Below are 26015 nucleotides of genomic sequence, written 5' to 3'. Positions count from 1 at the left end.
TTAAAAAGGCGCTGGAGCTTTAAAAGAAACTGTTTTTCTCGTTACAGGATGAATAAATTTAATATACTCTGCATGTAAATGAAGTCGATTAGTAGCGGTTCCATAAAGATCATCACCTACTATAGGAGCATTTAATCCACTAGCATGTGCTGCATGAACTCTTAACTGATGGGTGCGCCCAGTAATAGGGTAGAAGTGAACTAGCGTTTGAGAATCTGTGCGATTTATGACTTTGTATTTGGTTCTGGCTGCTTTACCGTATTCATAACAAACTAATTGAGTAGGTCTATTATCCAGATCTACTCTAAGCGGCAGCTCAATCATTCCTTCATCATTTTTGAGAACGCCATTGAGTAACGCCACGTAACGTTTAGAAATGGAGCGGTTTACAAACTGTTCTTGTATAAAATGGTAGTATTCTAAATTCTTAGTTGCAACCAGTATTCCAGATGTGGACATGTCTAGTCTATGAACCAGAATAGGTCCAGTCGCATCAGGATATAACTCTTTGAGCCTACTGTACACGCTATCTTTAATCGTTTTACCAGGTACTGATAAAATCTCTTCGGGTTTGTTAACGATGATGATGGCGTCATCTTCATAAATCACTTGCATGGTTTTATCTACAGCTGGATTGATCAATAAAGGATTATCCTCGACGTTTAACCCTTGTAACATGTGTCCTAAAACAGGTTCACATTTACTGCGGCATGCAGGATAGAATTGTTTGTGTTTTCTAATTTGTGATTTGGACGATGTTCCCCACCAGAACTCTGCAAGAGCTATAGGTTTTAACCCTTTTGCAAAAGCGTATTGTAACAACTTAGGAGCTGCGCAATCACCAGTGGATGCTGGTGGAGCGCCTAAATGCAACTCATTAAAGATCTCTAGAACATTTTTGCGCTCGCCTCGAGCATTAAGCAAATCATACTGTTTAAAAATCCAATCTTGTAGCTCTAGTGATTGTTGCTTACGTTGTTTAGTAAGCGATTCTATCTGTGATTGATAACGATCTACTATAATTTGAAACGGTTGTTGTTTTTTTAATAAATACGCTTCATATTCACGATAGAGAAACTTCTGGTTGAGATGCTGCTGGTGCTGTTGAGCTTTTAGGTTGTTAAGTTCTTGATGGTCAAGCGTTTTAGAACTTTGCTTTAATTGTGCTTTAAGATGACGCGATTGAATCTTGTGTTTTTTGCGTTGTTCTTCCAGTAGTAGTTTTGCTTTTTCTTGAAGTGTTTTTAGGTTTTTTAATGCTGTGGTGTACTCTTCAGTTTCTTCGAGAACTTTAACTCGATTACTAAGTTTTGTAAATTCTTTAAACTGCCCATCGCAATAGCTTTTATCAAAATCATCAACATAAGCCGCTGGCACAAAAGGAGCGATGTTCATAGTTCCATCTATTTGACCTGAAAAAGCACTTAAATAACCTAATTCACCATGGTTATTTTGAACTACCAGAACCCCAAACATTTTTCCAGCCGCTTCTCCAGCGCCTGTTTTTTCATTCCAGAAATTATGGTTCCAGTCTTGCGGTTGCTCTAGATATTCTTGTAGTTCACGAGCAGCTATTAAAGCTAGCTCGTGCGGTTCATAGAAAAACGGGAATGTAAATTTTTGAGGAATAGAGATTCCTGTAATGTCTTGTTTAAAAAGGGTAAAGCAAAAGTCTTTTAAAGACATTCTATTAATTTAATTTTAAATTGAAGTCTTATAAACTTTGCATTCCCACAAGGCCATTATAAAGCCCATTCATTGCAATCAGTTCAGAGTGTGTTCCTTGCTCAGCGATTTCTCCTTTGTTCATTACTACTATGTGGTCTGCATTCTGAATGGTAGAAAGTCGGTGCGCGATTACTATAGAGGTTCTATTTTTCATCACTTTTTCAAGAGCGTCTTGTACTAAACGTTCACTTTCAGTGTCTAGTGCACTGGTAGCTTCATCAAGTACTAAAATAGGAGCGTTTTTAAGAACCGCGCGTGCAATGGAAAGGCGTTGTTTTTGTCCGCCACTTAACTTTCCACCACTATCGCCTATATTAGTATGAATGCCATCAGGTAATTCTTTTACAAATTCCCAAGCATTTGCAATTTTAAGAGCGTTAATGACTTCTTCATCGCTAGCATTCTTATTTGCTAAGGCAACATTAACCGCAATTGTGTCATTGAATAATATAGAATCTTGCGTTACTAGCGCCATTTGATCGCGCAAGCTTTTAAGACTGATGTCTTTAATATTATGTCCATCCATAGTAATAGAACCTTTATGGATATCGTAAAATCTTGTCAATAAATTTGCGATAGTACTTTTACCAGAACCACTTTGACCTACTAGCGCAACGCTTTTTCCTTTAGGAATTTCTAGTGAGAAGTTTTTCAATACGTTTTCTTCTTCATAGGCAAAGCTTACGTTTTTAAGCTCAATAACTTGATTAAATTCTGGGATGTCTACAGCGTTAGACTCATCCACTATAGTGTTTTCTGTATGAAGAATGCTCAACACACGCTCTGCACTTGCGTTACCTTTTTTAACGCCGTAGCTGGCTTTCGCGAGTACTTTTGCTGGTGTAAGAATACCATAAGCTAACCCCATAAAACCTAGAAACGTAGAATTAGATAAGGTGCCTTCTACAAGAACCATATTCCCACCAGACCATAGTAAACAACCTATCACAGCGATTCCTAAGACTTCGCTCACAGGACTTGCCATGCTTTTACGTTTAGCAAGACTGATGGAGTATTTGCTGAACCTACCAGTCGTTTCCTCAAAACTGTCCTGCATGCGTTCCTCTGCATTAAAACCTTTAATCACATTCAATCCGCCTAGCATTTCTTCTAGTTGAGAAAGTATCAAGCCTTGAGTACGTTGCACACGTTCTGATTTGCTTTTAAGTTTTTTACCTATTGCAGATATGATGTATCCACATACTGGAATAAAAATCAATACAAATAAGGATAGTTTAATGCTAAACATAAACATCGCAATTAATGCAAATAGAATGTTTAGTGGTTCTTTGACGATCAATTCTAGGATGGATAAATAACTGCTCTGTATTTCATTTACATCAGTGGTAGCACGTGCTATGGTGTCACCTTTGCGTTTTTCTGAAAAGAAGGATACCGGTAAGTTGATAATTTTGTGGTACAAATCATTGCGTAAATCTTTAAGTAATCCATTGCGTAAAAACGCCATAAAATACATCCCTAAATAACCGAATAAATTCTTGAAGAAAAACATGCTCAATACTAAAAAAATCATCATAATGAGCGCCTGACTAGGGTCATCCTTTGCATATTCTGACACATAAAAATTTACATTGCCTTGTAGGTAGTCTTGTGTTTTAGTAATTCCTTGCCACACCGGTTTTGTATATACTTGTTCTGTCTCGTTAAATAGGACCTGCAACACTGGCATTAAAGACACAAAGGCTAGAGTACTGAAAAATGCGTAAAGTACATTACTAATAATATTGAGTACCGCCCATTTCTTATAAGGCTTTGCATACCCTAGAATCTCTTTAAAATAGTTCATGTATTAAATGTCAAAACTGGCTAATATGCCATTAATTTTATTGTTGAGTTGTTCTTGTATCGCTGGATAATTGTCCACGTGATCTAATTCACTTTTCACAGATATGTAGAACTTAATTTTAGGTTCTGTTCCGCTAGGTCTTGCTGCAATCTTTGAGCCATCTGCTAGATAGAAGATTAATACGTTAGATTTAGGAATATTTAAGCTTTCTTTTTTATTCAAGTGCTTGTTTTCTCTAGTGCTTGCCTGGTAATCTTCTATAATAATGACATCTTGTCCTGCAATTTGTTGAGGTGTCTTTTCACGCAGGTCTATCATCATTTGTTTGATTTCCTGAGCGCCTGAGATTCCTTTTTTAACCAGCGACACGAGTCGTTCTTGATAACAGCCGTGTTCTACGTATAGCTTAATTAAATCTTGATATGTTGTTGAGGAGTTAGCTTTCGCGAAAGCGTACATCTCACAGGCTAACAAAGCTGCGGTAACGGCATCTTTATCACGCACAAAGTCGCCTACCATGTACCCAAAACTTTCCTCTCCACCACCGATGAAGTCCTGTTGTGGATGATCTTTAATCATTTTGGCAATCCACTTAAATCCAGTTAGCCCTTCTTTACACTCTACTTTATGAGCAGCAGCAAGTTCATGCATCATAGGAGTAGAGACAATCGTAGAACCTATAAAAGGATTATTTAAGGATTTTAAATCGGTTTGTTTTAATAGAAAATCTGTCATGGCGATCATGGTTTGATTACCGTTCAGTAATACCATTTTACCATTATTATCACGCACTGCCACACCTAGTCGATCACTGTCTGGATCTGTTCCTATAACGATGTCTGCATGAATTTTATCGGCTAGATCTACTGCCATTTTAAGAGCTTCAGGCTCTTCGGGATTAGGAGATTTTACTGTAGGGAAATTACCATCTGGAAAAGCTTGTTCTTTTACGACATGTAAATCTGTATAGCCGGCACGTTTTAAGGTTTCTGGTAGTAAAGTGATACTGGTACCGTGTAAACTGGTAAACACTATTTTTAATCGTGATCGATCCACATTTCCAGCCACTTTTCCAGCTTTAATACTGTCTTCTATAAAGGCGTTATCGTCTGCTGCGGTGAGTAGTTCTATTAAATCAGGATTACCATTAAAGTTAATATCCTTAAAGTCTAAGGAATTGATAAGGTCTAGAATAGCTTTATCTTGTGGTGGTACTAACTGTCCACCATCTTGCCAGTATACCTTATAGCCATTATACTCTGGCGGATTGTGGCTCGCTGTAAGTACAATTCCTGCATGACAACCTCTAGCTTTAACGGTATAAGAAAGAAGTGGAGTAGGGCGCAATTCTTCAAATAGGTAAACATAAATACCGTTTGCACTTAAAACACTGGCAACTACTTGTGCGAGTTCCTTAGAATTGTGACGGCAATCATAAGCTATAGCGACTTTTATTTGCTCGTTTTTAAAGGTTTCTTTTAAGTACTGAGATAGTCCTTGAGTGTTTTTACCTAAAGTGTATTTATTGATACGATTAGTCCCTACGCCCATAACACCACGCATACCACCAGTTCCAAATTCTAAGTCTTTATAAAAAGACTCTTGGAACTCTGCATTATTTGCAGTTATAAGTGCAAGGGTTTGGGTAATTGTTTCTTTATCAAATGGAGCCTGGGTCCATAATTGTGCATTTTTAAGAATTGCTTCTTTATCCATTTTTGTGACTTATGAATGAGAGACAAAGATAATTGTTTTCTAGTAGGATATATTCAGTAAACAGACGGTAGTTTGATTCAGTTGCTGTGATATTGGGTTTAATACCAATTTATGTTTCTAATGCCGTTTTCTTAATTTAATTATAGGCAAAAAAGAAACGAATTATATGCGACATTAGGAATGTAAATAGGTATAAGTAGTCAGTAAGCAGAATTGATTTGTTTTTTTGGCTTCGTCTATAAAATAAAATCTTAAAAAGGATTGCCTACTTAAAAACTAGTCTACTGATTTAAACTTCTTTCTCCACTTTATAACGATTAGACTGATTCCCATTTCTAAGAATAAGTTCACCTAAAAATCCTGCTATAAAGAAAAGTGTCCCTAGAATCATCATGGTAAGTGCTATGTAGAACCATGGGTTATCAGTTACTAGGCTATAGGGAATATCATTAGACATTTTATATAGTTTAGAAAACCCTACATAACCAGCGGTTATAAAGCCTAAAACAAACATAATTACTCCTAGTGCGCCGAAGAGGTGCATAGGTCGTTTTCCATATTTTGAGATAAATGCAATGGTAATCAAATCTAAGAAGCCGTTAATGAATCGTTCATAGCCAAATTTAGTACTTCCATATTTTCTAGCCTGGTGAATGACCTCTTTTTCTGTAATGTCCTTGAATCCTGCATTTTTTGCAAGAACAGGAATGTAACGGTGCATTTCTCCATGCACATCTATATTCTTAATGACAGCAGCTTTATAAGCTTTAAGTCCACAATTAAAGTCGTTTAGTTGAACACCACTGGTTTTACGCGCTGCCCAGTTAAATAGTTTGCTGGGTAAATTTTTTGCTATGACACTATCGTAACGTTTTTTCTTCCAGCCACTAACTAGATCATGGTTCTTTTGAGCAATCATTTTATACAGCTCAGGAATCTCGTCTGGACTGTCCTGTAAGTCTGCGTCCATGGTGATTACTACATCACCTTTTGCTTTATGAAAACCAGCATGTAGCGCTTGTGATTTACCGTAATTACTTAAGAATTTAATAGTGTGTGTATGAGTATGCTTACGCGAAAGCGTATGTAACACATCCCAACTGCCATCACTACTGCCGTCATCTATAAAAATAATTTCATAGTCTATAGGCATGGTTTCCATGACACGCAAAATCCATGCATGCAATTCTGGAAGCGATTCTACTTCATTTAATAGCGGTATGACTATAGATAACTGCATTAATCGAACTGAACCGGTGGATTGCGCTTAATGATAGCGGCAGATATCAAGCCACCGATGGTGTAAATTACACTGGACATGATGAAGGATAAAATAAGACTAGCTGTATCCTTACCACTAGAGTCTTGCTCTTCCATTACCTCGCGTAGCATATCTTCATTCATAGCATTACTCATTTGTTCTTCCATTCCAAAGATTTTCCCCATTTTCTCCACCATTTCTAGAGCTTCTTGAATAATAAGTTCTTGTAGTTCTAGTTTTGCTCCTGGATCAAATACATTAAAGACGAGGTAATTAATAATGAACTGACCTAATAATGCTACCACTACGGCTATAATAAAAACTACTAAGGCGTTTGAGAAATCGATAAAACCTCCTTTTTTCTTACGAGCATCTATCTGAGCATAAACAGCTAGCCCAAAAACAAGTAACGGTAAGGCATAAGTCACCAGTGGATTTAAGAATAAGCTTAAGTCTACTTGCCACGCGGCAATGACTACAATAATGAAGATTAAAGCACCTATGGCGCCATATTTAAGACCTGTGTTTAATAGTGTTTTATCCATGATTAAGAGTTTTGAGGTAATTCTTTTCTAAAGATAAGTGAAGAAATGATTCCAAAAATAGTGTAGAATAAAAGTTTAGTGATGAAACCTGTAAAATAGCTGGCTAAACTGTATTCTGGTTTTTTAAAGACTTCTTGATTTGCGAGAGCGTTTTCATTTTTCTGAGCAAATTGCTCAGTAGCTTTTTCGGCTATGGTTTGTGCTCCAGGATCTATTTCTACATAAATTAAATAGTTTGCAATAAAATCTACAAAGAAAATCACGAGCATGCATAAAAAGAAAGCCAGTACACCTTGTTTTAAAGAAATATAACTTTTTAAACTAGACTTGCTCCACCATTGAGCTGCGATACCAAAAGGAATGGGCAGCAATATCATAACAATACCTAAGCTCACACTGTCAAAAGATTGGGATTGCCATATATAAACCACCAGTGCTAGATTTGCTATAGCTCCTATGATTCCTACTGTAAATGCGTTTTTCTTTACTATTTGATCCAAAATACTTTTATTTATTTTTAAGAATTACAAATATAATAGTTGAAGTACGTAAGAAAGCTATAAATTGCACAGATATATTTATGTAAACTATTTGTAAGTTTAATTAAAAGGATTAAATTTGCAGCCGCAAAAGAATAAGATTAACGTCATGCAAAAAGGAATTCACCCAGAAGATTATAGACTTGTAGCTTTTAAAGACATGTCTAACGACCAAATATTTTTAACAAAATCTACAGCTCCTACTAAAGAAACTATAGAGTTTGAAGGAAACGAGTATCCACTTATTAAGTTGGAAATCTCTCGTACGTCTCACCCATTTTATACTGGAGAGACTAAACTTCTTGATACAGCAGGACGTATCGATAAGTTTAAAACTAAGTATGCAAAATTCAAGAAGTAATTCTCTTAGAATTTTAATAATATTTAAAAGCCTCGCAATTTGTGAGGCTTTTTTTATGGGTTTCATGGATATAATTAATGGAGTATTCTGTTCCCATTATTTTTGTTTTTGCTATCACTAGCTATTCTGTGGTGTAAAACACTTACTTAGCATTTGATAAATATCTGGATGTTTGCGTTTCATGAGCTTCGATCTTGAGAAAAAATATTCTGCGGCAACGGCAAAAAATTCTATCTTACTGGTACCACCATAATTTCTTATATCTGACTTGTCCTTATTGATGCGTTCCATTTCTTCATACATTAAGTTGATCCAGGGAACTATGTTTACTTGATCGAGAATCACTTCAGGAATACCGTCTATAGCGCCATCCATTTTATCAATGAGATGAACAAATTCATGAATAGCTGTGTTCAATTTATCGGTTTTATTTTTAAAACCATGGTGAAGTGATTCTTTAGAGAGAATCATCTTATTGTTCCATTTTCCAGTTCCTGCCATCCCGAAAATGCGCCTTCCATTACCGTGGCCTTCAAACTCTAAGTCTATATTAAAATGAGCTGGTAATAGAATTACTGTTTTGAGGTTGCTGTAGTGCCAGTCTGGAAACTGGAATACTGGTATAATAGCACTAGAAGCGATTAAAACTGCATCTAATTCTGTAGCTTCCAGTTCTATAAATTCAATCTCTATCTCTTCAAGAAAAGCTTGCATGCGTAATTTAAAGAACAATCTTTCTCGTTGCTCTAGCTTTTTAAAAAAACGGGACATACTCTAGCAACCATTTATCCCAGTGTTCTGTAGATGGTTGCTCTGGTTTCTCTTTTCTGAAAAGATGGAATATGGGCATAAAAATTTCTTTTAAAGCTTTAAATATAATCGTGCATTTATAATTATGACAACTCAGGATCTATTTTTTACAATTCAGTAGTTCCATTTTTTTTAATGTAGATGTGTGCCGCATCTTTGTGCTGTTCTAAAAGGAAAAAAAATACTTTTAGATCTAATAAAGAAAAAATATGCTTTTTAAACGACTTTTTAAACTTATTTGGGTATCTGCATGCATCGCTTTGTTGATCAATTCAATAAACCTGTTCGTAACAGGTCAGTTGCGTCCATGGAATGATGAGGTTGAGGCATATGCTGTCAATTTTATCTTCAGTATTTTTATAACAGCTGTTAACACTATTTTTTTTGAGTATATAGGCAAGTATTATACTTGGTCAGTGAACGGTATGAAACGCTTAGTGATAGGAGCGATAGGCTCTGTATTACTAACCATGATTACCTTGTTTAGTTTACTGTTTATTATAAGAGTATTTTATTATGGAGAACCTATAGATGAGTTTTTTGCAAATCAGAAACTGGATTGGTACATTTTTGGGACTACGTTTACCATAATTATATCAGTAGCTTTTCATGCCTTCTATTTCTACAAAGAATTACAAAAACAAAAGGTTAATGAGCAAAAAGTCATCGCTCGTAGTGCCACAGCGCAGTTTGACGCGTTAAAGAATCAGCTAGATCCACATTTTTTATTCAACAGCTTGAATGTATTAGTTTCTTTAATTGAAGAAAACCCTAAAGCCGCTACAAAGTTTACGACATCATTATCTAAAGTATATAGATATGTACTAGAGCAACGTCATAAAGAGCTGGTGCCAGTAGATGAGGAACTTGCCTTTGCACGTACTTATGTAGGGTTGCTCAAAACGAGGTTTGAAGATAGTATTCAAATAGATATTCCAGAGAAAAGTAATATTCCAGATGCACAGGTAGTTCCATTATCCCTGCAACTACTTTTAGAAAATGCCGTAAAGCATAATGTAGTGAGTGACAGTAAACCACTACAGCTGCGTATTTATGAAGATAGAAACCAATTAATAATAGAAAATAATTTACAAAAAAAACCAGTGGCAAATAGTGGAAGTGGAGTAGGGTTGCAAAATATAGCATCACGCTATAAGTTGCTCACCGATCGTAAAATGAGTATCGCTCAGGACGAATCATATTTTAAAGTTCAAATCCCTATTCTTACTAAAGAACCAGAATTTGTCACACAAAAAGAAGATACCATGAATACTGTAGAAGACATTAAGTTAATCCAAGCAAAGGAACGTGTAAAATCCATAAAAGAATTTTATGATGGCGTGGTTATGGCTGTAGGAATCATTTTATTCCTCGCTGTGATCAATTATTTCACTACCGATTTTCCTTGGGTGATATTTCCAGCAATTGCTATGAGTATAGGAACCTTTTTCTCCTACTTGCGCACCTTTGAAAATAATATCTTTTTAGGAAAAGGCTGGGAAGAGCGCAAGATCAATGAATTGATGAATGATAAAAACTTTTAATTATGAATCCACAAGAAACGTATCAAGATCGCTATAAAAGAGCCAAAGCTCGTGTAGAAGAGATCAGATCATTTTATAACCATTTAATGGTCTTTATAGTTGTAAATATAGGGTTAGCTAGCCTTAATTATTACCAGAATGAATGGCGCTATGCTTGGTTTATTTTTCCTTTAGGAGGCTGGGGAATAGGATTGCTAGGTCATGCGCTAGGAACCTTTAGTGCAAACCCATTCACAGGTAAAAACTGGGAAGAGCGTAAGATTCAAGAACTCATGGAAAAGGAACGTTTAAATAAATAGTTATGAATATGGATCAAAAAATAACGGACCAAGCTTATGAAAAAGCAAAGAAAAAGGTAGAAAAAATAAAGGCTTTTTATGGTCACTTAATGACTTTTATGATTGTTAATCTGATCATTCTTGCCGCGGTATTATTTTGGAATGGAGATTTTATATTCTTCTTTATAGTGAGTGTATGCGGTTGGGGAATAGGGCTTTTTGCACACGCACTTAATGTTTTTCAATGGAATCCTTTTATGGGTAAAGATTGGGAACAGCGCAAGCTTCAAGAAATACTAGAAGAACAAGAAAAATCATAAAATGAATAAAGAACAAGAACATATAGACAGAGAAAAAGCTACTAGAAAGCTTAAATACATTAAAGGATTCTATAATCACCTGATCATTTTTATGATCATGAATCTTATCTTTCTAACATTGGTTTTATACATAGATTTTAATATAAATTATTTTATCAATTTCTTTGTTTTACCTTGGGCTATGGGAATTTTTGTTCAATGGGTACTGGTATTTAAATGGAATCCTTTTACAGGAAAAGATTGGGAAAAACGTAAGATTCAAGAATATTTAGATAAAAAAGACTAGTATGAATGCCATTATTATAGAAGATGAAAAACCTAGTGCCAGAAGGTTAAAACGCATGCTGGAGACTCTAGGTATACATCCACAAGTGATGCTGCACTCTGTACATGAATCTGTAGAGTACTTGCTCAACAACCCAGCACCAGACTTGATTTTCTTAGATATACAGTTGAGTGATGGATTATCTTTTGAGATATTTGACCAGGTTCACATAGACAGTGCCATCATTTTTACTACCGCTTATGATGAGTATGCCCTACGAGCTTTTAAACTTAACAGTATAGACTATCTCTTAAAACCTATTGATGGAGATGAGTTAGATGGAGCAGTAGAGCGATTTAAAGTTCGCTTTCGCGAAAGCAATAAAAACCAGCTCATAGACCTCAGTGATATCGCAAAAATGCTTGTAAATCCTATAGATAGAGAGTACAAAAAACGTTATACCGCCAAAGTAGGAGAACACCTGAAACTTTTCAATACTAATGAGATTCAACTCTTCTATTCTGAAAATAAAGGAAGTTACCTCCATTTAGAAAATGGACGCAATTATTTAATTGATGGTAAATTAGAGTCTATTGAAAAAGAGCTAGACCCTAAACAGTTTTATCGCATCTCAAGACAGGCCATTATTAATGTAAGCGCTATAAACGACATGGTTTCATACACTAACTCACGCTTAAAAGTAAAAATTAACTCCTTTCAAGAGTTTGATTTAATAGTCAGTAGAGATCGAGTTAAAGAATTTAAAAGCTGGTTAGAGAAATAATACCAAATGGTGTGACCTAAAATTATAAAAATAGATCAGAAAATAGTTCATGAGAATAAAGGTGGAGCTACACTGTGGCAAGGGACTTTACACTATGATGTGTAGCTGACTTTTTCTTCAAGAAACAAAAAAAATCTGCGAGTTTCCACGCAGATTTTTGCTATATAAAATACTATGGATTATTGAATCACTCCACATGCCTCGCGTGCTCCGGCAGCACCACTAGGTTGAGATTCAAAATCATCAGCTTTTGCATGTACGATAAAAGATTTACCCATTACGTTCTTAGTTTCATCATCACAACCTATACACCATTTTTCTGTACTGAATGTAAGAGAAGCATTTCCTTCTTCATCAGCAACTAGGTTACCTATATCACCCATGTGATGATCGTGATTTCCCCATTTTCCATGATCTTCAGTGGTAGGATTCCAGTGACCGCCAGCGCTTTTACCATCATCGCTGCTGCAGTCTCCGTTTTCATGAATATGGATTGCATGCTCACCTGTTGTGAAACCTGAGAATGAAGCTACCATAACAACCTCTTTTTTGTCTTGAGTTAGTACTATAGTACCAGTGACATTACTACCACTTTTTGAGCCCATAGCAACCACCACTTCTTTTCCCACCATTACATCTGTATCGTGATTGTGGTCATCGTGACTATGACTATCTTCTCCGTGGTTGTCTTCAGACATTTCTGTAGTAACCTCATTTACTTCTTCTTGGGTAGATTCTTTACAAGAATTTAAACTTGTAATTAATGCTAATGCCATTATGGCTAGTGTTATTTTTTTCATGGTCGTTAAATTTTGATTTAAAAATAAGCATCTCTAGCCGATTTTCATCATAAGAGTTTCTCAAATTTCATAGGGTTATGATTTTCTATTTTGAGATTTTCATGAGCATGAAGCGCCACATCAGCTCTTCTTGAATGACTGTATATCCTTTATTGGTGTGTTCTAAAACAGCTTTTAATAATTGGGATCAAGCACTGTGCGATATAACTTTTTAGTGTGTTGTATGCTTAGAGTCAGTTAAATCATAGCTGTTCATATTTAACAGATGGAATAATTACACCATCACTCCCAAATATCAATTGTCACTTCTTTCATTTCTATCACAAACGGATCCCAGTTTTTAGTAAGCCATTGTTGAGATTCTAAGATCTTTTCTTCGGCGAGTGTTCTGGCTTGGTTGTACAACTGTGTTTCAGTAGCGGTTTGTGGTCCTTGACGACTGCTTATATATTGGTTTGCGAGTCCTATGCGGTTCATGACCGTTACTTCTGGATTACGAGTAATTCCCTGGCGCTCGTCTGGTGTACCAAAGTATTTATTTTGTTCTTTTTCCAGTCCTTTAATGATAGAATCAGTTTTTTTGATTTGAACTTTGTAAGCTACTTTATCCTTGTCTTTCATCATTTTAAGAAAGGTTTCAGCTTTCTTTTTGTTTTCTGCAAGCTGTTTTGTAATTCCTGATACGGTTATGGATAGCGCTTCGATTTTCTTTTGAGCATTATATTTTGCTTTCATATCTGCCATGGTGATCTCGGTAATTCTAGGATCATCTTTGATAGTGATCATAGCCTCACTAGATGTATTTCCATATTCCAGAACTGCTTTATAAATTCCTGGTAATACTGGAACGCCACTTGGTTCACGCTTTGATTCTCTGATATTACGAGATGGTCTATCAGCGCCTTTTTCTCTCATGCGCCAGTTCCAAGTATGGATTCCTTTTTCCTTAGGGATTTTATTAGAAAGTGTTCTGATTAACTCATCACCTTTATAGATTTTTAAGAAAATAGAATCGGACTTGATGGTATCGTTCTTTGCTTTTAAGTCTTTATCAAAAAAGTATTTAAATCGTGCACTGCTGCTGCGGTTTTCTCCATGGAACATCGCATCGGCACCAAATCTACTTCCGGTAGGTTGCTGGTAACGAGCAAAGTATGCTGTAGGAGGATTGTATAGAGCAATAGGTTGTGTTTGTTTCGCTTTCGCGAAAGCGATAAAAGGCTCCAAGTCATCTAAAACCCAAGCCGCACGACCGAAGGTTCCTATCACTAAGTCGTTCTCACGTTCTTGAATCACCAAATCTTTAACAGATACGGTAGGGAAACCGTTTGTGTATTTTAACCAGTCACCACCAGCGTTAATGCTCACATAAAGTCCATCATCAGTTCCTAAAAACATTAAGTTATTTTCTTGAGGATGCTCTATAATGCTCAAGGCATAACTCTCTGTGTCATTTTGATCTACGATGCGCGTCCAGCTTTTTCCATAATTTGTGGTGCGGTATGCATAAGGTTCAAAGTTGAAACGGCGGTAATCGTTTGCGACGAGTAAGGCGTGTCCTTTTCTAGTTTTAGAAGCTTTAATTTGTGCGATCCAGCTACCTTGGGGCAATCCTTTTAAACCGCTAGAGATATCTTTCCAGTTCTCACCACCATCCATAGTTACATGAACTCTACCATCATCGCTACCAGTGTAAAGTACATCTTTTTCTACAGGACTAGGTTCGATAACTAGCAGTGTCGTATAATTTTCTGCTCCAGTGGCATCCATAGTGAGTCCACCAGATTCTGATTGTTTTTGTTTTTCGGGATCATTTGTGGTAAGGTCTGGAGAAATAACGCTCCAAGTCAATCCTTTATCAGTTGATTTATGAACAAACTGGCTACCAAAATATAAGGTTGCGCTATCAAATGGATCCATTTGAATGGCTGCGTTCCAGTTAAAACGCAATGAGACCTCTGGATCTGGATGTGTAGGACGTACACTGTAATTATTACCCGTTTTCCAGTCATAACGGCTCACATATCCTTGCTGGCTCATGGAGTAACCGAATCGGTTGTTATCTGGATCTGGCACAACGTCAAAACCGTCTCCAAAACTTATTTCCTGCCAGTAACTATTTCTTATTCCTTGAGCGCGCCATACATAAGCAGGACCACGCCAGCTGCCGTTATCTTGCATTCCACCATAAACGTTATAAGGGATTTCATTATCTACATTAATATGGTAGAATTGAGCCACTGGTAAATTGCCTATGAATCGCCATGTTTTACCGCGATCACGAGTTATGTTCAAACCGCCATCGTTTCCATCGATCATGAACTTTCCGTTTTTAGGGTGAATGTACCAGGCGTGATGATCTGGATGCACGCCATTACTTACTCCATAAGCTGGCATGAGCTGTTTAAAGTTCTTGCCACCATCTTCAGACACATTTACATAAGTAAAAACAGAATACACTCGATTCTCATTTTGAGAATCTACATAAATTTCAGAATAGTAAAAAGGTCTATTCCCTATGTCATTCTTATCATTTATTTTCTTCCATTTAAAACCACCATCTGTAGATTTGTAGAGCGCATTTTTCTTTGCTTCTACCAGGGCATAGACTACATTAGGCTCACTAGGAGCAATAGCTACACCTATACGGCCTAATTCACCTTCAGGCAATCCATCTTCATCAGTGATTTTTTTCCAGTTTGCACCACCATCATGAGTCATGTATAATCCAGAACCTTCACCACCAGATTTGAAAAACCATGGATCACGTTTATGTTCCCACATGGCTGCGATTAATTTGTTAGGATTAGTAGGATCCATCACTAGATCTGCCGCACCAGATTTATCGTTTGTGTACAGAATTTTTTTCCAGGTTTTACCACCATCAGTGGTTTTAAAAACACCACGTTCTGGATGAATTCCCCATGGAGATCCTATAGCTGCTGCATAAACGATGTCTGGATTAGTAGGATCTATAACTACTCTATGGATATGGCGTGTTTTTTCTAGTCCCATAGATTTCCAGGATTTTCCACCATCTAGAGATTTATAAATACCATAGCCACCATTCAACGAGTTGCGCGGATTTCCCTCACCAGTTCCTACCCAAATCACACTAGGGTTAGATTGTTGAATCGCCACGGCACCTATAGAAGCAGTCACTTCTTTTTCAAAAATAGGTTCCCAAGTAATACCGCCATTATGTGAACTCCACAGTCCACCGCTAGCCGTTCCTGCATAGATGATTTCAGGATGATCGTGTACCACATCTATTGCAGTCACACGACCCGACATACCGCCAGGACCTATGTTGCGAGGTTTTAAGTTTTTAACAAGTTCTAAATCTAGTTTTTGGGATAAAGCGATGCTGGAAATCAAGCAAACGCACAAGAATAATATTCTTTTCATGAGGATTAATGTTGGGAGCTTAAAGATAAGTAATGAAACCGCTTTCGCGAAAGCGTGTTAACAAATGCTTATCATCTCATAGATTATGATGGTAGACTATGCACTGATCCTGTTATACCATTTATTGTTTATAATGTTGCTTTAATAAATGAGAAGGAAACCATTTATGAAGACTTTATATATTCAAATAGCCCATACTTCTTTAAATAATGACAAACCTGTAAATGAACCTGCTTTGGCTTTTGTGCTGTATTCAGAAATTTACGGTTCTGTTTTCTTATTCTTGCCTAACTTTAAAAAGTTTTGCTACTAAGTAGATAATGGTTAATATGATTAACGCCACTAGCGCATAAACTACATACCAGCTATAAGTAGTGTAGTCACCAAAACCGATGTCATAAGGATTTATAAAATAGGTCAGGTAGAGAATAGAAGCGGTCATGACAACAGCGACAGTAAGAATGAGCCAGCATAAGTTAGATATAAAAGCCTTATTCTTATCACTCCATAAAATCATCATAAAACCAGGAATAAAAATAAAAACAGCATAGAAGATTAATGCATCTCTATGGGCTTGTTTAAAATAATGATCTTGTTCCTGAAATTCTATCGCCTCTAGCGGATTTATAAATGCGGCTACAATTAGCGTAATAGCAAGAATGAATAGAATGTAAGAAACTAATCTTTCAATTTTCATCTTATAACTCTATACTTCCTTTTCCTTCTCTTAAAAGAACGGGTTCATCTCCAGTTAAATCTATGACGGTAGACGCTACATTATCTCCATAGCCACCATCAATAACATAATCAACCTTATGCGCCCATTTTTCTGCTATTAAACTAGGGTCTGTTGTATATTCTATGACTTCATCATCATCTTTAATAGATGTGGAGATGATAGGGTTTCCTAAGGCTTGCACTAAGCCTATAGCTATAGAATTATCTGGGACACGTATTCCTACTGTTTTTTTCTTCTTGAAAACTGTAGGTAGATTGTTATTTCCAGGTAATATAAATGTGTAAGGACCTGGTAGATTACGTTTTAATATTTTAAAAGTGGCAGTGTCTATCTGACTCACGTACTCGCTTAAGTTACTCAAACTCTCACATATAAATGAAAAATTAGCTTTCTCTAACTTTACACCACGTATTTTTGCTACTTTCTCTAAAGCACCTTTATGGTTAATATCACATCCCAGTCCATAAACCGTATCTGTGGGATAAATGACCAAAGCACCATCTTTCATAGCATGAGCTACGCGCTGTAGTTCTTTAGCGCTCGGGTTATCCTCGTAAATTCTAATTAATTGTGCCATAAAACTTATGATTTAGATAACCAACTGTGCAGCGGAATGCATAAAAAACCTAAAGCGATAATAATTAACACGACTTTATACCAAAACATGTTACGGTCACTATCTGTATTTTCTTTAATCTCGTAGCGGTGTTTTCCATTACGGTCTATTTTAATCATCACAGTACGTTCTGTTTTACTCATATATTCCTGAAACAGTCGATTTAAAGTAAAGGAAACTATAGCAATAACACTAACTACGACTAGCACAACAGCCCAGTCTGTAGAAGATAGGATCATAGCTTGTAACTCTGGAGATGTCATACCGTAAAACATAAAGCTCAAATTCATTCTAAAGTTACTCATAAATCTTTACACTGAGTCGTTTTTAACTTCACTTTTCAATTTAAAATCCATTCCTATGAATTAAATTCTGAATTAGAATCATTTGAAGAGGACTCGAGGAAAATAATATACTATCGCTACGGGATTATTTTTTACAAGCTAATCTGAAATTTAAACATAAATAGTGAACTATATTAGGGTCCTTTTACTTTAAAGGGATACCGCTTTCCACAATGGATCATTTAGGTTTACGGGAGCTGTAATAGAAGTTAATTCTTTCTTCACTGGATGTAAGAATGATAGATTACGAGCATGTAAATGAATGCTGGAATCTTTATTGCTGCGTTTTGCGCCATATTTTAAATCACCTTTAATGACACAGCCTATTTTAGATAATTGACTACGTATTTGATGGTGTCTTCCAGTTTCTAATTTAATTTCTAGTAAACTGTAGCGATCTAGCACTTGCAAAACAGTATAGCTTAATATAGCTTTTTTAGAATTGGGTACTTCATGATCATGAGCATAACTTTTATTTTGCTTAGGATTACGTACTAGGTAATGCTCTAACCGATCGTTTTTTTTAGGCGCTTTTCCTTCTACTATAGCCCAGTAAGTTTTATCTGTTTGATGATCTGCAAAGAGCTTGTTCATACGTGGTAACGCCTTAGAAGTGCGAGCAAACACTACCACGCCGCTAGTAGGGCGATCTAGTCTGTGCGTAACTCCTAAAAATACAGCGCCAGGTTTCTTATACTTCACAGCGATGTATTCTTTTATTGCCTCGGGTAGGATAGGATCACCTGTTTTATCACCTTGTACTAATTCACCCGATAGCTTATTAACAGCAATGAGGTGATTATCTTCATGGAGAATGCGGTGGTGGATGGTTTTATTCAAAATTTTGAAAGTCTTGAGATCCTATGATAGTTACTATTTCTACGTAATGTTCCATTATTTCATAATAGATTGGTGTCTGATCCGCAAGGACATCTGCGATAAGAATCATTTAAAAAATGTACTGCTTGAAATGAGTATGGAGAGGCAGCGATTTTGTCAAATTGTTCAAAGAATGCTCTATAATATTTCTCAGCCTGTGATTCGCCAAAAACTCCTGCGCCATAATTATATATTCTTATTAAATCTTCTCTAGCCTCTTTACTTAGGACATATTTACCCATTGAATCGAGCTTTAGCTGCTTGTAAAATTTCTTCTATAGTATCTGTAGTTAAACCAGACGCCTTTGCTCTTTTGATTTTAGCTTTGATATAATCCATCTCTGCATTTTTCCTACGTTCCTGACGGATCAAATCATTTATTACTTCACTCTTACTTGAATACTCTTTACTAGCAACCTGTGCTTTTAACCATTCATCATTAGGTTCTGTGAGGGAAATACTTTGTCTAGACATGATTAATTATTTAGTGGTGTAAAATTACACCAAATATGCATCAGATGCAATAGCGTAAGTTATCGCCTTAAAAAACAATCTGCTATGGTTTACCACAACAGATTGTTCATTAATTTGCTCGTCCCAATGTTTTATAAAAATTGAAGTCTAACCTTACCTTTTCCTTGATGGATACTAAATAATCTATTTCAGTTTCACCTTCAAGTTCAAATTCAACTAGTACAACCCGTCATTCCCATTATTAAAATAATTGAAATCGTGATTATTTTCAATTTTTAATAAAGATTCATAGATCATTTTAATCACATTCTCTACATCATCGCGGTGTACCATTTCTACCGTAGTATGCATGTAACGCAATGGTAATGATATTAAAGCACTAGGAACGCCACCATTTGAATAAGCAAATGCATCTGTATCTGTTCCAGTAGAACGACTCGTTGCACGACGCTGGTATGGAATATTTGCAGCATCAGCAGCGTCCATTAATAAGTTACGCAGGTTATTTTGTATCGCAGGTGCATAGGCTAGGACAGGACCTTTTCCTATAGCAGCATCACCATTTGATTTTTTATCAATCATAGGTGTGGTCGTATCGTGAGTCACATCGGTCACGATCGCTACGTTAGGTTTAATGGTTTGGGTAATCATTTCGGCACCACGTAATCCTATTTCTTCTTGAACGCTGTTAGTTACGTATAAACCAAAATCTAATGACTGCTTATTCTCTTTAAGTAGTCTAGCAACCTCGGCAATCATAAAACCACCCATGCGATTATCCAGCGCGCGACAAACAAATTTGTTCTTATTGAGTACAAAGAACTCATCTGGATAGGTAATCACGCAACCTACATCTACTCCTAGTTCTAGTACTTCTTCTTTAGTCTCGCAACCTACATCTATGAAAATGTTATCCAGTTTAGGTGGTTGTTCCTTGGCTTTACTACGCGTGTGAATAGCTGGCCAGCCAAAAACTCCTGTCACTATACCTTGTTTAGTATGGATATTTACCTTTTTACTAGGTGCAATCTGGTGATCTGATCCACCGTTGCGTATGACATAAATCAGTCCGTCATCAGTGATGTAATTTACGTACCACGAGATCTCATCTGCATGTCCTTCTATGACTACTTTAAATTTTGCGTCAGGATTAATAACACCTACAGCAGTACCATAATTATCTGTAATGAACTCATCTACATAAGGTTTCAGGTAGTCCATCCACACTTTTTGACCGTTCCATTCATAACCAGTAGGAGATGCGGTGTTGAGGTATTTTTCTAGAAAATCTAGAGATTTATTATTTAAAATGCTTTTTCCAGCCATGTGATAAATTTTAGTCCGTGAAGATAATAAAGAGCCGTTAAAATCGCTATTATTCGGGAGCTTTCTTATTTTTGGAATACCTTAGGCAGTGAGACATTTATGAAAAATAAGCTATGTATTACCTTAATATTGTTGTGTTTTGCTTTCGCGAAAGCGCAACAACGACCTGCGCCTGTGCCTATTAAGATAGATAGTGTGAAAGCGCCAGAGTATTTCTTTATAGATGGTGATTCACTTAGTGCCATAGAACTGGATCGAGTCCTATTATTACAGTCTTTAAAATTTGATAGTAAATACGAGAACATACGCTACCAAATCATAAAACGCAAGGTTAAAAAAGTGTGGCCTTATGCAAAAATGGCCGCAGAACGTTTAACTGAACTGGACCGCAGACTCGCCACGCTGGAATATGAAAGCGATAAGAAAAAATACACTAAAATAGTCCAGCGCTACGTAGAAGAAGAGTTTACTGAAGAACTTAAAAAACTCACTACTACTGAAGGTCAAATTCTTATTAAACTGATTCACCGTCAGACAGGTATGACCACATTTGATTTATTAAAACAATTGCGTAGTGGCTGGAGCGCCTTCTGGTTTAAAAATGCTGCAAGTCTTTTTGATATCAACTTAAAAGCACAGTACAAACCTGAAACCAATATTGAAGATTTTTACATAGAAGATGTGCTGCTTAATGAATTCAAATATGAAAGGCTAGAAGAGCAGCAGCCTGCTATAGGTTTTGATTATTATAAAGGTCGTGAATCCTGGAATGAATATGAGGAAAACCTACCAGAGGATTATGATTCTATCCAGCTAGCAAAACGCGCCGAAATCAGAAAAAAGTACCTGGCTAGAAAGGCTAAGAAAAACAAGAAAAAGCGCAAAAAACTACTGAGGAAAAGACGCAAGTCTCTTAAAAAGTAGTGTTGTAATCTTTTTATTCTTGATTTATAGTTCTCAGTATTTTGTTACGGTTTTTAGTGATTTTAAACAATAGGAACAACCGCGGTTGATCTGAGCTTACTCGTGAAGTCCTATGACTCTTAATTTACAGAAGTCCCTTTTTTAAAGTTACCGATTATAAAAATCAAGAGAAAATAAATAAGCGCTATCCACGGTGCACCATGCATAAATGTGTCCCAATAATCCATTAATCCCATTCCATTGCCACCACCAGCGATCCATTTGAGTTTTCCCCATATATGAGGTTCTGGTCTGAACGGTGCGAGACCTAGTGTTAAACTAGCTACTAGGGCGAGAAGTATTTTCTGTTTTAATTTCATAGGGTAGCAAGATAAGAATTGTTAGGAAAAAGACCGTTATTCAAATGGTCATACCATTATCAACTATTATCTTAGCATTCTTAACAAAAACAACTATGTCACAAGAAGTAAGAAATCAAGAGCCACAAGCGCTTTGGAATCATTTTGCCGATTTAAATGCGGTACCACGACCTTCTAAAAAAGAGGAACGTGTACGTGCTTTTATGGTAGATTTTGGTAACAAACTAGGTCTAGAAGTGCAGGAAGATGCGATAGGAAACGTCATTATTAAAAAGCCGGCAAGTCCTGGAATGGAACACCGCAAGAGTATTATCATGCAATCGCATTTAGACATGGTGCATCAAAAAAATAATGATACTGATTTTGATTTCTTGACTCAAGGTATAGATATGTATGTGGATGGTGGAATCATCGCTGCTCATGGAACCACGCTCGGAGCAGATAATGGAATAGGAGTAGCCGCAATCATGGCCGTACTTTCTTCTACAGATATCGCGCATCCTGCTATAGAAGCTCTATTTACTATAGACGAAGAAACAGGAATGACTGGTGCCAAAGAGCTGGATAAAAACATTTTATCGAGCACCATTCTTTTAAACTTAGATACTGAAGAAGATGATGAGATAGATATAGGTTGCGCTGGTGGAGTAGATATTACTGCCACTAAAAAGTATGTGCTAGAGAACATACCATTTGATTACACAACAGCTGTTCTTACCGTTAAAGGTTTAAATGGTGGTCATAGTGGAATGGACATTATTAAAGGTCTAGGAAATGCAAATAAAATGATGACTAGATTGCTCGATGCCATGCAAAAAGTAGGTGACGTGCATATAGAAAGTATTCATGGTGGTAGTTTGCGCAACGCAATACCACGTGAGGCAAATGCGATCATCAGTTTTAAAAAGACTGATGCGATTATGGATAAGTTTGAACGATGTAAAGCAGCTCTTCATGACGAGTACAAGTCACTAGAACCTAAGCTTGATATTTCACTTACTGAGACTACCGCCGCAAAATTAACGATGACTGCAGTAGATAGTCGTGAATTAGTTTATACTTTATTAGGAATTCATAATGGCGTGTATCGCATGAGTCCCGATATAACAGATCTCGTTGAGACTTCAAACAATCTAGCTCGTGTTACTCTTGAAAATGGAGAATTACAGATCGCTTGTTTAACCAGATCATCTGTAGACAGTTCTAAAACAGATTTATCTTCTTCCATAAGCGGTGTTATGAAACTAGCAGGAATGAAAGTAAAGCTATCTGGAGACTATCCAGGCTGGCAACCTAATACTGATAGTGCTATTCTAGAAGTAGCAAAATCTAAATATGAAACCTTATTTGATCACTCACCTAGAGTAGTAGCCTGTCATGCTGGACTGGAATGTGGTCTTCTAGGAGAACGTTATCCAGGATTGGATATGATTTCATTTGGTCCTAATATAAGAGGAGCACACAGTCCTGACGAGCACGTGGAGATTAAATCAGTTCAAAAGTTTTGGAAGTACCTTCTTGAGATTCTTAAGGATATTCCTGTGGCTTAGTTGATGGTTTAATTTGTTGATTTGATAATGTTTCAATTTTGCGATTTGGTATTTTGTTGATGGTCGGTGACCAGTTTCTTTTTATTATTTCATGAAATGTTATAGTTACTATTTTTATTTTTTTAAACTTTATCAAGGAATATCATCGACATATATACATATGAATACCAAATTGAATTTATCCTAACGACATTACAAATACAAATAGGTAGAGGACAGTGATGACTTTATAGAAAATATTCTTTCAAAAAATGCCTCATAAAAAAAAGCGCCCAACGGGCGCTTTTTTAATATGATAATGTGAAAAGATTACTCTTGTGGTAATACTTCCATTTCAAAAATAAGTTCCGTATTAGGCGGAATTACCTTTCCCGCGCCTCGTTCTCCATAAGCAAGATCAGATGGTACAAAAGCAACTATTTTATCACCATAGTTCATGGTTAAATAAGCATATTTGAAACCTACAGCACCCATAGGAGTAGCAGGATCATACTTTACAGGAATAGCTCTATATGCACCTGCTTGATCTTTACGCGCATTATAGTTTCCATAAATTTGCGCAGTATCTGCACTGCTGGTATCAAATAAGTTACCATCAGCAAAGAAGCCTGCATACTCAATCTCTACTTGTGCTCCCATTTCTGGTTGCTCGCCACTTCCTTCTTCTAGTTTATAAACGAGTACATCACTATCTTTAAGTTTAGTAGCCTTTGATCTCCATTCTTTTAATTGCTCTGCTTTTTTAGCAATCATAGCTGGAGCTTGTGCTTGACGTTCTTTGGCAAGAGCAGCAGCTTTTTCGGCAGCGGCTTTCTTTTCTTCTTGGATATCAGTGAACACTTGTGGAGCATCCCATTTTTTAGCTGCTTTACCTTTTCTAATGATGCGTATGGTCTGCATTTTAACATCTTCAAGCGGTCTGTTATTAGCTGCAGCATTTACAGGAACTGAAGCGATAGAGTCCACAACAGATAAACCTTCAATTACTTTTCCAAATACATTATACTTACCATCTAGTGAAGGAGTAGCCTTATCCATGATAAAGAATTGGGCTCCATTTGTATTAGGACCAGCATTTGCCATAGAAAGTACACCTTTCTCATCATGTTTTAAGGTATCTACTATTTCTTGATCAAATTTATAACCTACTTGACCAGATCCAGTTCCAGAAAAGTCTCCACCTTGAATCATAAAACCTTTAATAACTCTGTGGAATAATAAACCATCATAATAAGGTTTATTTTTTAGGCTATCTACACCTAATTCTGGATGATCTCCTTCGGCTAGGGCGACATAATTTGCTACTGTTAATGGTGTTGCTTCATAGTATAACTCAGCAAACATAGTTCCTTTGTCAGTAACGATTTCTGCATAGATTCCATCGGGAACATCTGCATATTTATCTTCACAAGAAGCTGCTGTTAAAATTACAGCTAGTACTAAAAGTAGTCCGTGTACTTTTTTCATTATTTTGATTTTTTTAAAATTATTAAATTGTTTTTACTACGCTTTCGCGAAAGCGTGATACGTATTCATATACTGACTTAAAAACGCAGCGCAATGATAAGAATTATTCTTCTAAATTTATTCCCAATAGTTTCACATCACTTTTAAATGGTACGTTAGTCCCGATGCGGTTTTGATCTCCATAATAGCCGTAGCCTGTATAGGAAGGGAAATAGAACGTTGCTTCTTCACCAGTTTGCATCAGTTTTAAAGCGTCTCGCATTCCACGGAAAACACCGTACTCTTGTTCCATGCTTTTAGTGATAGGTGAGAGCTCTTCTTTATGGTAAATGGTATCTCCATTAAGGGCAATCACGTTATACTCAAATGTAACGCGATCTCCAAATGTGGGCGTTTTTCCTTTTATGGAATCTCTGGAAGTAAAAGAATAGTAAAAACCATCATTAGAGCGCTCAAATTTGCGATCCAGACCAGCAATGATCTTTTCTATAGTTGCCTCTTCGGCAGCATAAAGTTCTTTATTATTTTCAATAGAAATATGTGTTGTAGAGCTAGAGGTACGGCTTATAGGTTTGCGAGGCTCTGGTGTTTTACAGCTTGTTGCTAGTAAAATAGCCACCGCAAAAAGTCCTTTAAATAACGGTGTCGCTGAGTGCTTTTTCATAAGAAGGCAATATACTAATTAATTTTTGCTCTGTAGCTTTCATATCTAGATCTGAGCGACCACCAGCGGCGTTTTTATGACCGCCACCGTTGAAGTGTTCTCGTGCGAGTTGATTCACGTCAAAATCGCCTTTAGACCTTAAGGAAATCTTAATAATAGCGTCGTCCTTATTTTCTATGAATATAAGCGCAAAAACAATTCCTTTAAGGCTTAATCCATAATTTACAAAACCTTCAGTATCACCTTTTTTAAAGTTGTTATCGTTAAGCTCTTGTTGTGAAATAGTGATATATGCCGTTTTATATTCTGGTAAGATTTGCAAGTTCTTTAAAGCAACACCTAGCAATTTCATGCGTGATGGTGTGTTTACATCATAGATATTGCGGTTAATAGCTTCACTGTCTGCTCCTTTATCTTTTAATTGTGCGGCAACTCGCAGAGTAGTACTCGTAGTAGAACGGTACTTGAAATTTCCAGTATCTGTAATGATTCCCGTGTACATGGCAG

28 protein-coding genes are annotated in these 26015 nt (G+C 36.5%); 8 read left to right on the top strand and 20 right to left on the bottom strand.

The features are described 5' to 3' along the window. The 6 genes from ACTF48_RS04860 to ACTF48_RS04835 all read right to left on the bottom strand — a co-directional run bounded on the left by ACTF48_RS04860 (position 1) and on the right by ACTF48_RS04835 (position 7557). Positions 1-1686 (bottom strand): pseudouridine synthase, encoded by a 1686-nt coding sequence (locus tag ACTF48_RS04860; protein WP_438962019.1) that lies wholly within the window; start codon positions 1684-1686, stop codon positions 1-3. Positions 1687-1714: 28 nt separating this feature from the next. Continuing rightward, complete coding sequence (locus ACTF48_RS04855) at positions 1715-3535, bottom strand: ABC transporter ATP-binding protein (protein ID WP_438962018.1); 1821 nt, start codon at positions 3533-3535, stop codon at positions 1715-1717. A 3-nt stretch (positions 3536-3538) separates the two neighbouring features. Then, entirely contained in the window at positions 3539-5251 is a 1713-nt protein-coding gene (locus tag ACTF48_RS04850; protein ID WP_438962017.1) for a phospho-sugar mutase, read from the bottom strand. A gap of 289 nt (positions 5252-5540) precedes the next feature. Next, on the bottom strand, positions 5541-6491 hold the full coding sequence (locus tag ACTF48_RS04845) for a glycosyltransferase family 2 protein (RefSeq protein WP_438962016.1): 951 nt from the start codon (positions 6489-6491) through the stop codon (positions 5541-5543). After that, positions 6491-7057, bottom strand: a complete 567-nt coding sequence (locus ACTF48_RS04840; protein WP_438962015.1) for a DUF4199 domain-containing protein — start codon at positions 7055-7057, stop codon at positions 6491-6493. Before ACTF48_RS04840 ends, ACTF48_RS04845 begins: the two co-directional genes overlap by 1 nt. Before the next feature lie 2 nt (positions 7058-7059). Beyond that, complete coding sequence (locus tag ACTF48_RS04835) at positions 7060-7557, bottom strand: DUF4199 domain-containing protein (RefSeq protein WP_438962014.1); 498 nt, start codon at positions 7555-7557, stop codon at positions 7060-7062. Between the two features lie 148 nt (positions 7558-7705). Between ACTF48_RS04835 and ACTF48_RS04830 the strand changes: the two genes are divergently transcribed. Beyond that, the gene (locus tag ACTF48_RS04830; protein ID WP_105071622.1) at positions 7706-7957 is read left to right on the top strand and encodes a type B 50S ribosomal protein L31; all 252 of its coding nucleotides are present in this window, start codon (positions 7706-7708) and stop codon (positions 7955-7957) included. Positions 7958-8074: 117 nt separating this feature from the next. Here ACTF48_RS04830 and ACTF48_RS04825 read toward each other — a convergent pair whose 3' ends face one another. Then, complete coding sequence (locus tag ACTF48_RS04825) at positions 8075-8728, bottom strand: zinc-dependent peptidase (RefSeq protein WP_438962013.1); 654 nt, start codon at positions 8726-8728, stop codon at positions 8075-8077. A gap of 248 nt (positions 8729-8976) precedes the next feature. Between ACTF48_RS04825 and ACTF48_RS04820 the strand changes: the two genes are divergently transcribed. Genes ACTF48_RS04820 through ACTF48_RS04800 form a run of 5 tightly spaced genes read left to right on the top strand, consistent with a single transcriptional unit; the run spans position 8977 to position 11958 of the window. Continuing rightward, positions 8977-10311: a histidine kinase gene (locus ACTF48_RS04820; RefSeq protein WP_438962012.1), complete on the top strand. Its 1335-nt coding sequence runs from the start codon at positions 8977-8979 to the stop codon at positions 10309-10311. Positions 10312-10313: 2 nt separating this feature from the next. After that, complete coding sequence (locus ACTF48_RS04815) at positions 10314-10610, top strand: 2TM domain-containing protein (RefSeq protein WP_438962011.1); 297 nt, start codon at positions 10314-10316, stop codon at positions 10608-10610. Between the two features lie 8 nt (positions 10611-10618). After that, entirely contained in the window at positions 10619-10909 is a 291-nt protein-coding gene (locus ACTF48_RS04810; protein WP_438962010.1) for a 2TM domain-containing protein, read from the top strand. Position 10910: 1 nt separating this feature from the next. Then, the gene (locus ACTF48_RS04805) at positions 10911-11195 is read left to right on the top strand and encodes a 2TM domain-containing protein (protein ID WP_438962009.1); all 285 of its coding nucleotides are present in this window, start codon (positions 10911-10913) and stop codon (positions 11193-11195) included. A gap of 1 nt (position 11196) precedes the next feature. Continuing rightward, the gene (locus ACTF48_RS04800; RefSeq protein ID WP_438962008.1) at positions 11197-11958 is read left to right on the top strand and encodes a LytR/AlgR family response regulator transcription factor; all 762 of its coding nucleotides are present in this window, start codon (positions 11197-11199) and stop codon (positions 11956-11958) included. 179 nt (positions 11959-12137) lie between these two features. On the opposite strand, the gene ACTF48_RS04795 is transcribed toward ACTF48_RS04800, so the two are convergent. The 9 genes from ACTF48_RS04795 to ACTF48_RS04755 form a co-directional block, all read right to left on the bottom strand. After that, a complete protein-coding gene (locus tag ACTF48_RS04795; RefSeq protein ID WP_438962007.1) occupies positions 12138-12758 on the bottom strand; it encodes a superoxide dismutase family protein in 621 nt (206 codons plus the stop codon). 282 nt (positions 12759-13040) lie between these two features. Next, a complete protein-coding gene (locus tag ACTF48_RS04790) occupies positions 13041-16166 on the bottom strand; it encodes a WD40/YVTN/BNR-like repeat-containing protein (protein WP_438962006.1) in 3126 nt (1041 codons plus the stop codon). A 277-nt stretch (positions 16167-16443) separates the two neighbouring features. Continuing rightward, positions 16444-16863 (bottom strand): hypothetical protein, encoded by a 420-nt coding sequence (locus ACTF48_RS04785; protein WP_438962005.1) that lies wholly within the window; start codon positions 16861-16863, stop codon positions 16444-16446. Between the two features lies 1 nt (position 16864). After that, positions 16865-17482, bottom strand: a complete 618-nt coding sequence (locus ACTF48_RS04780) for an L-threonylcarbamoyladenylate synthase (RefSeq protein ID WP_438962004.1) — start codon at positions 17480-17482, stop codon at positions 16865-16867. 5 nt (positions 17483-17487) lie between these two features. Beyond that, complete coding sequence (locus tag ACTF48_RS04775; RefSeq protein ID WP_438962003.1) at positions 17488-17826, bottom strand: hypothetical protein; 339 nt, start codon at positions 17824-17826, stop codon at positions 17488-17490. A 189-nt stretch (positions 17827-18015) separates the two neighbouring features. Further along, complete coding sequence (locus tag ACTF48_RS04770; RefSeq protein ID WP_438962002.1) at positions 18016-18705, bottom strand: RluA family pseudouridine synthase; 690 nt, start codon at positions 18703-18705, stop codon at positions 18016-18018. Positions 18706-18764: 59 nt separating this feature from the next. Beyond that, positions 18765-18986, bottom strand: a complete 222-nt coding sequence (locus tag ACTF48_RS04765) for a type II toxin-antitoxin system RelE/ParE family toxin (protein ID WP_438962001.1) — start codon at positions 18984-18986, stop codon at positions 18765-18767. Next, complete coding sequence (locus ACTF48_RS04760; protein ID WP_438962000.1) at positions 18979-19218, bottom strand: ribbon-helix-helix domain-containing protein; 240 nt, start codon at positions 19216-19218, stop codon at positions 18979-18981. Before ACTF48_RS04760 ends, ACTF48_RS04765 begins: the two co-directional genes overlap by 8 nt. 216 nt (positions 19219-19434) lie before the next feature. Continuing rightward, positions 19435-20544, bottom strand: coding sequence for a M42 family metallopeptidase (locus tag ACTF48_RS04755; RefSeq protein ID WP_438961999.1), 1110 nt, complete (start codon positions 20542-20544; stop codon positions 19435-19437). A gap of 99 nt (positions 20545-20643) precedes the next feature. On the opposite strand from ACTF48_RS04755, the gene ACTF48_RS04750 reads away from it, so the two are divergent. Then, positions 20644-21468: a DUF4294 domain-containing protein gene (locus tag ACTF48_RS04750; RefSeq protein ID WP_438961998.1), complete on the top strand. Its 825-nt coding sequence runs from the start codon at positions 20644-20646 to the stop codon at positions 21466-21468. A gap of 119 nt (positions 21469-21587) precedes the next feature. On the opposite strand, the gene ACTF48_RS04745 is transcribed toward ACTF48_RS04750, so the two are convergent. Beyond that, on the bottom strand, positions 21588-21827 hold the full coding sequence (locus tag ACTF48_RS04745) for a hypothetical protein (RefSeq protein WP_438961997.1): 240 nt from the start codon (positions 21825-21827) through the stop codon (positions 21588-21590). Positions 21828-21922: 95 nt separating this feature from the next. On the opposite strand from ACTF48_RS04745, the gene ACTF48_RS04740 reads away from it, so the two are divergent. After that, on the top strand, positions 21923-23377 hold the full coding sequence (locus ACTF48_RS04740; protein WP_438961996.1) for an aminoacyl-histidine dipeptidase: 1455 nt from the start codon (positions 21923-21925) through the stop codon (positions 23375-23377). Positions 23378-23686: 309 nt separating this feature from the next. Here ACTF48_RS04740 and ACTF48_RS04735 read toward each other — a convergent pair whose 3' ends face one another. From ACTF48_RS04735 to ACTF48_RS04725, 3 genes are all read right to left on the bottom strand, one after another. Continuing rightward, entirely contained in the window at positions 23687-24844 is a 1158-nt protein-coding gene (locus ACTF48_RS04735) for a peptidylprolyl isomerase (RefSeq protein ID WP_438961995.1), read from the bottom strand. A 103-nt stretch (positions 24845-24947) separates the two neighbouring features. After that, positions 24948-25508: a gliding motility-associated peptidyl-prolyl isomerase GldI gene (gene gldI, locus ACTF48_RS04730; protein WP_438961994.1), complete on the bottom strand. Its 561-nt coding sequence runs from the start codon at positions 25506-25508 to the stop codon at positions 24948-24950. After that, positions 25477-26015 (bottom strand): DHH family phosphoesterase (locus tag ACTF48_RS04725; RefSeq protein ID WP_438961993.1); only part of this gene is annotated, 539 nt, incomplete at its 5' end. The genes gldI and ACTF48_RS04725, both read right to left, overlap by 32 nt.

Origin of the sequence: Nonlabens sp., from assembly GCF_965660805.1 — a bacterium.
Taxonomy (GTDB): domain Bacteria; phylum Bacteroidota; class Bacteroidia; order Flavobacteriales; family Flavobacteriaceae; genus Nonlabens.
Note: the sequence above shows the minus strand (reverse complement) of the source record. Positions and strands in the feature narration are given on the sequence as shown.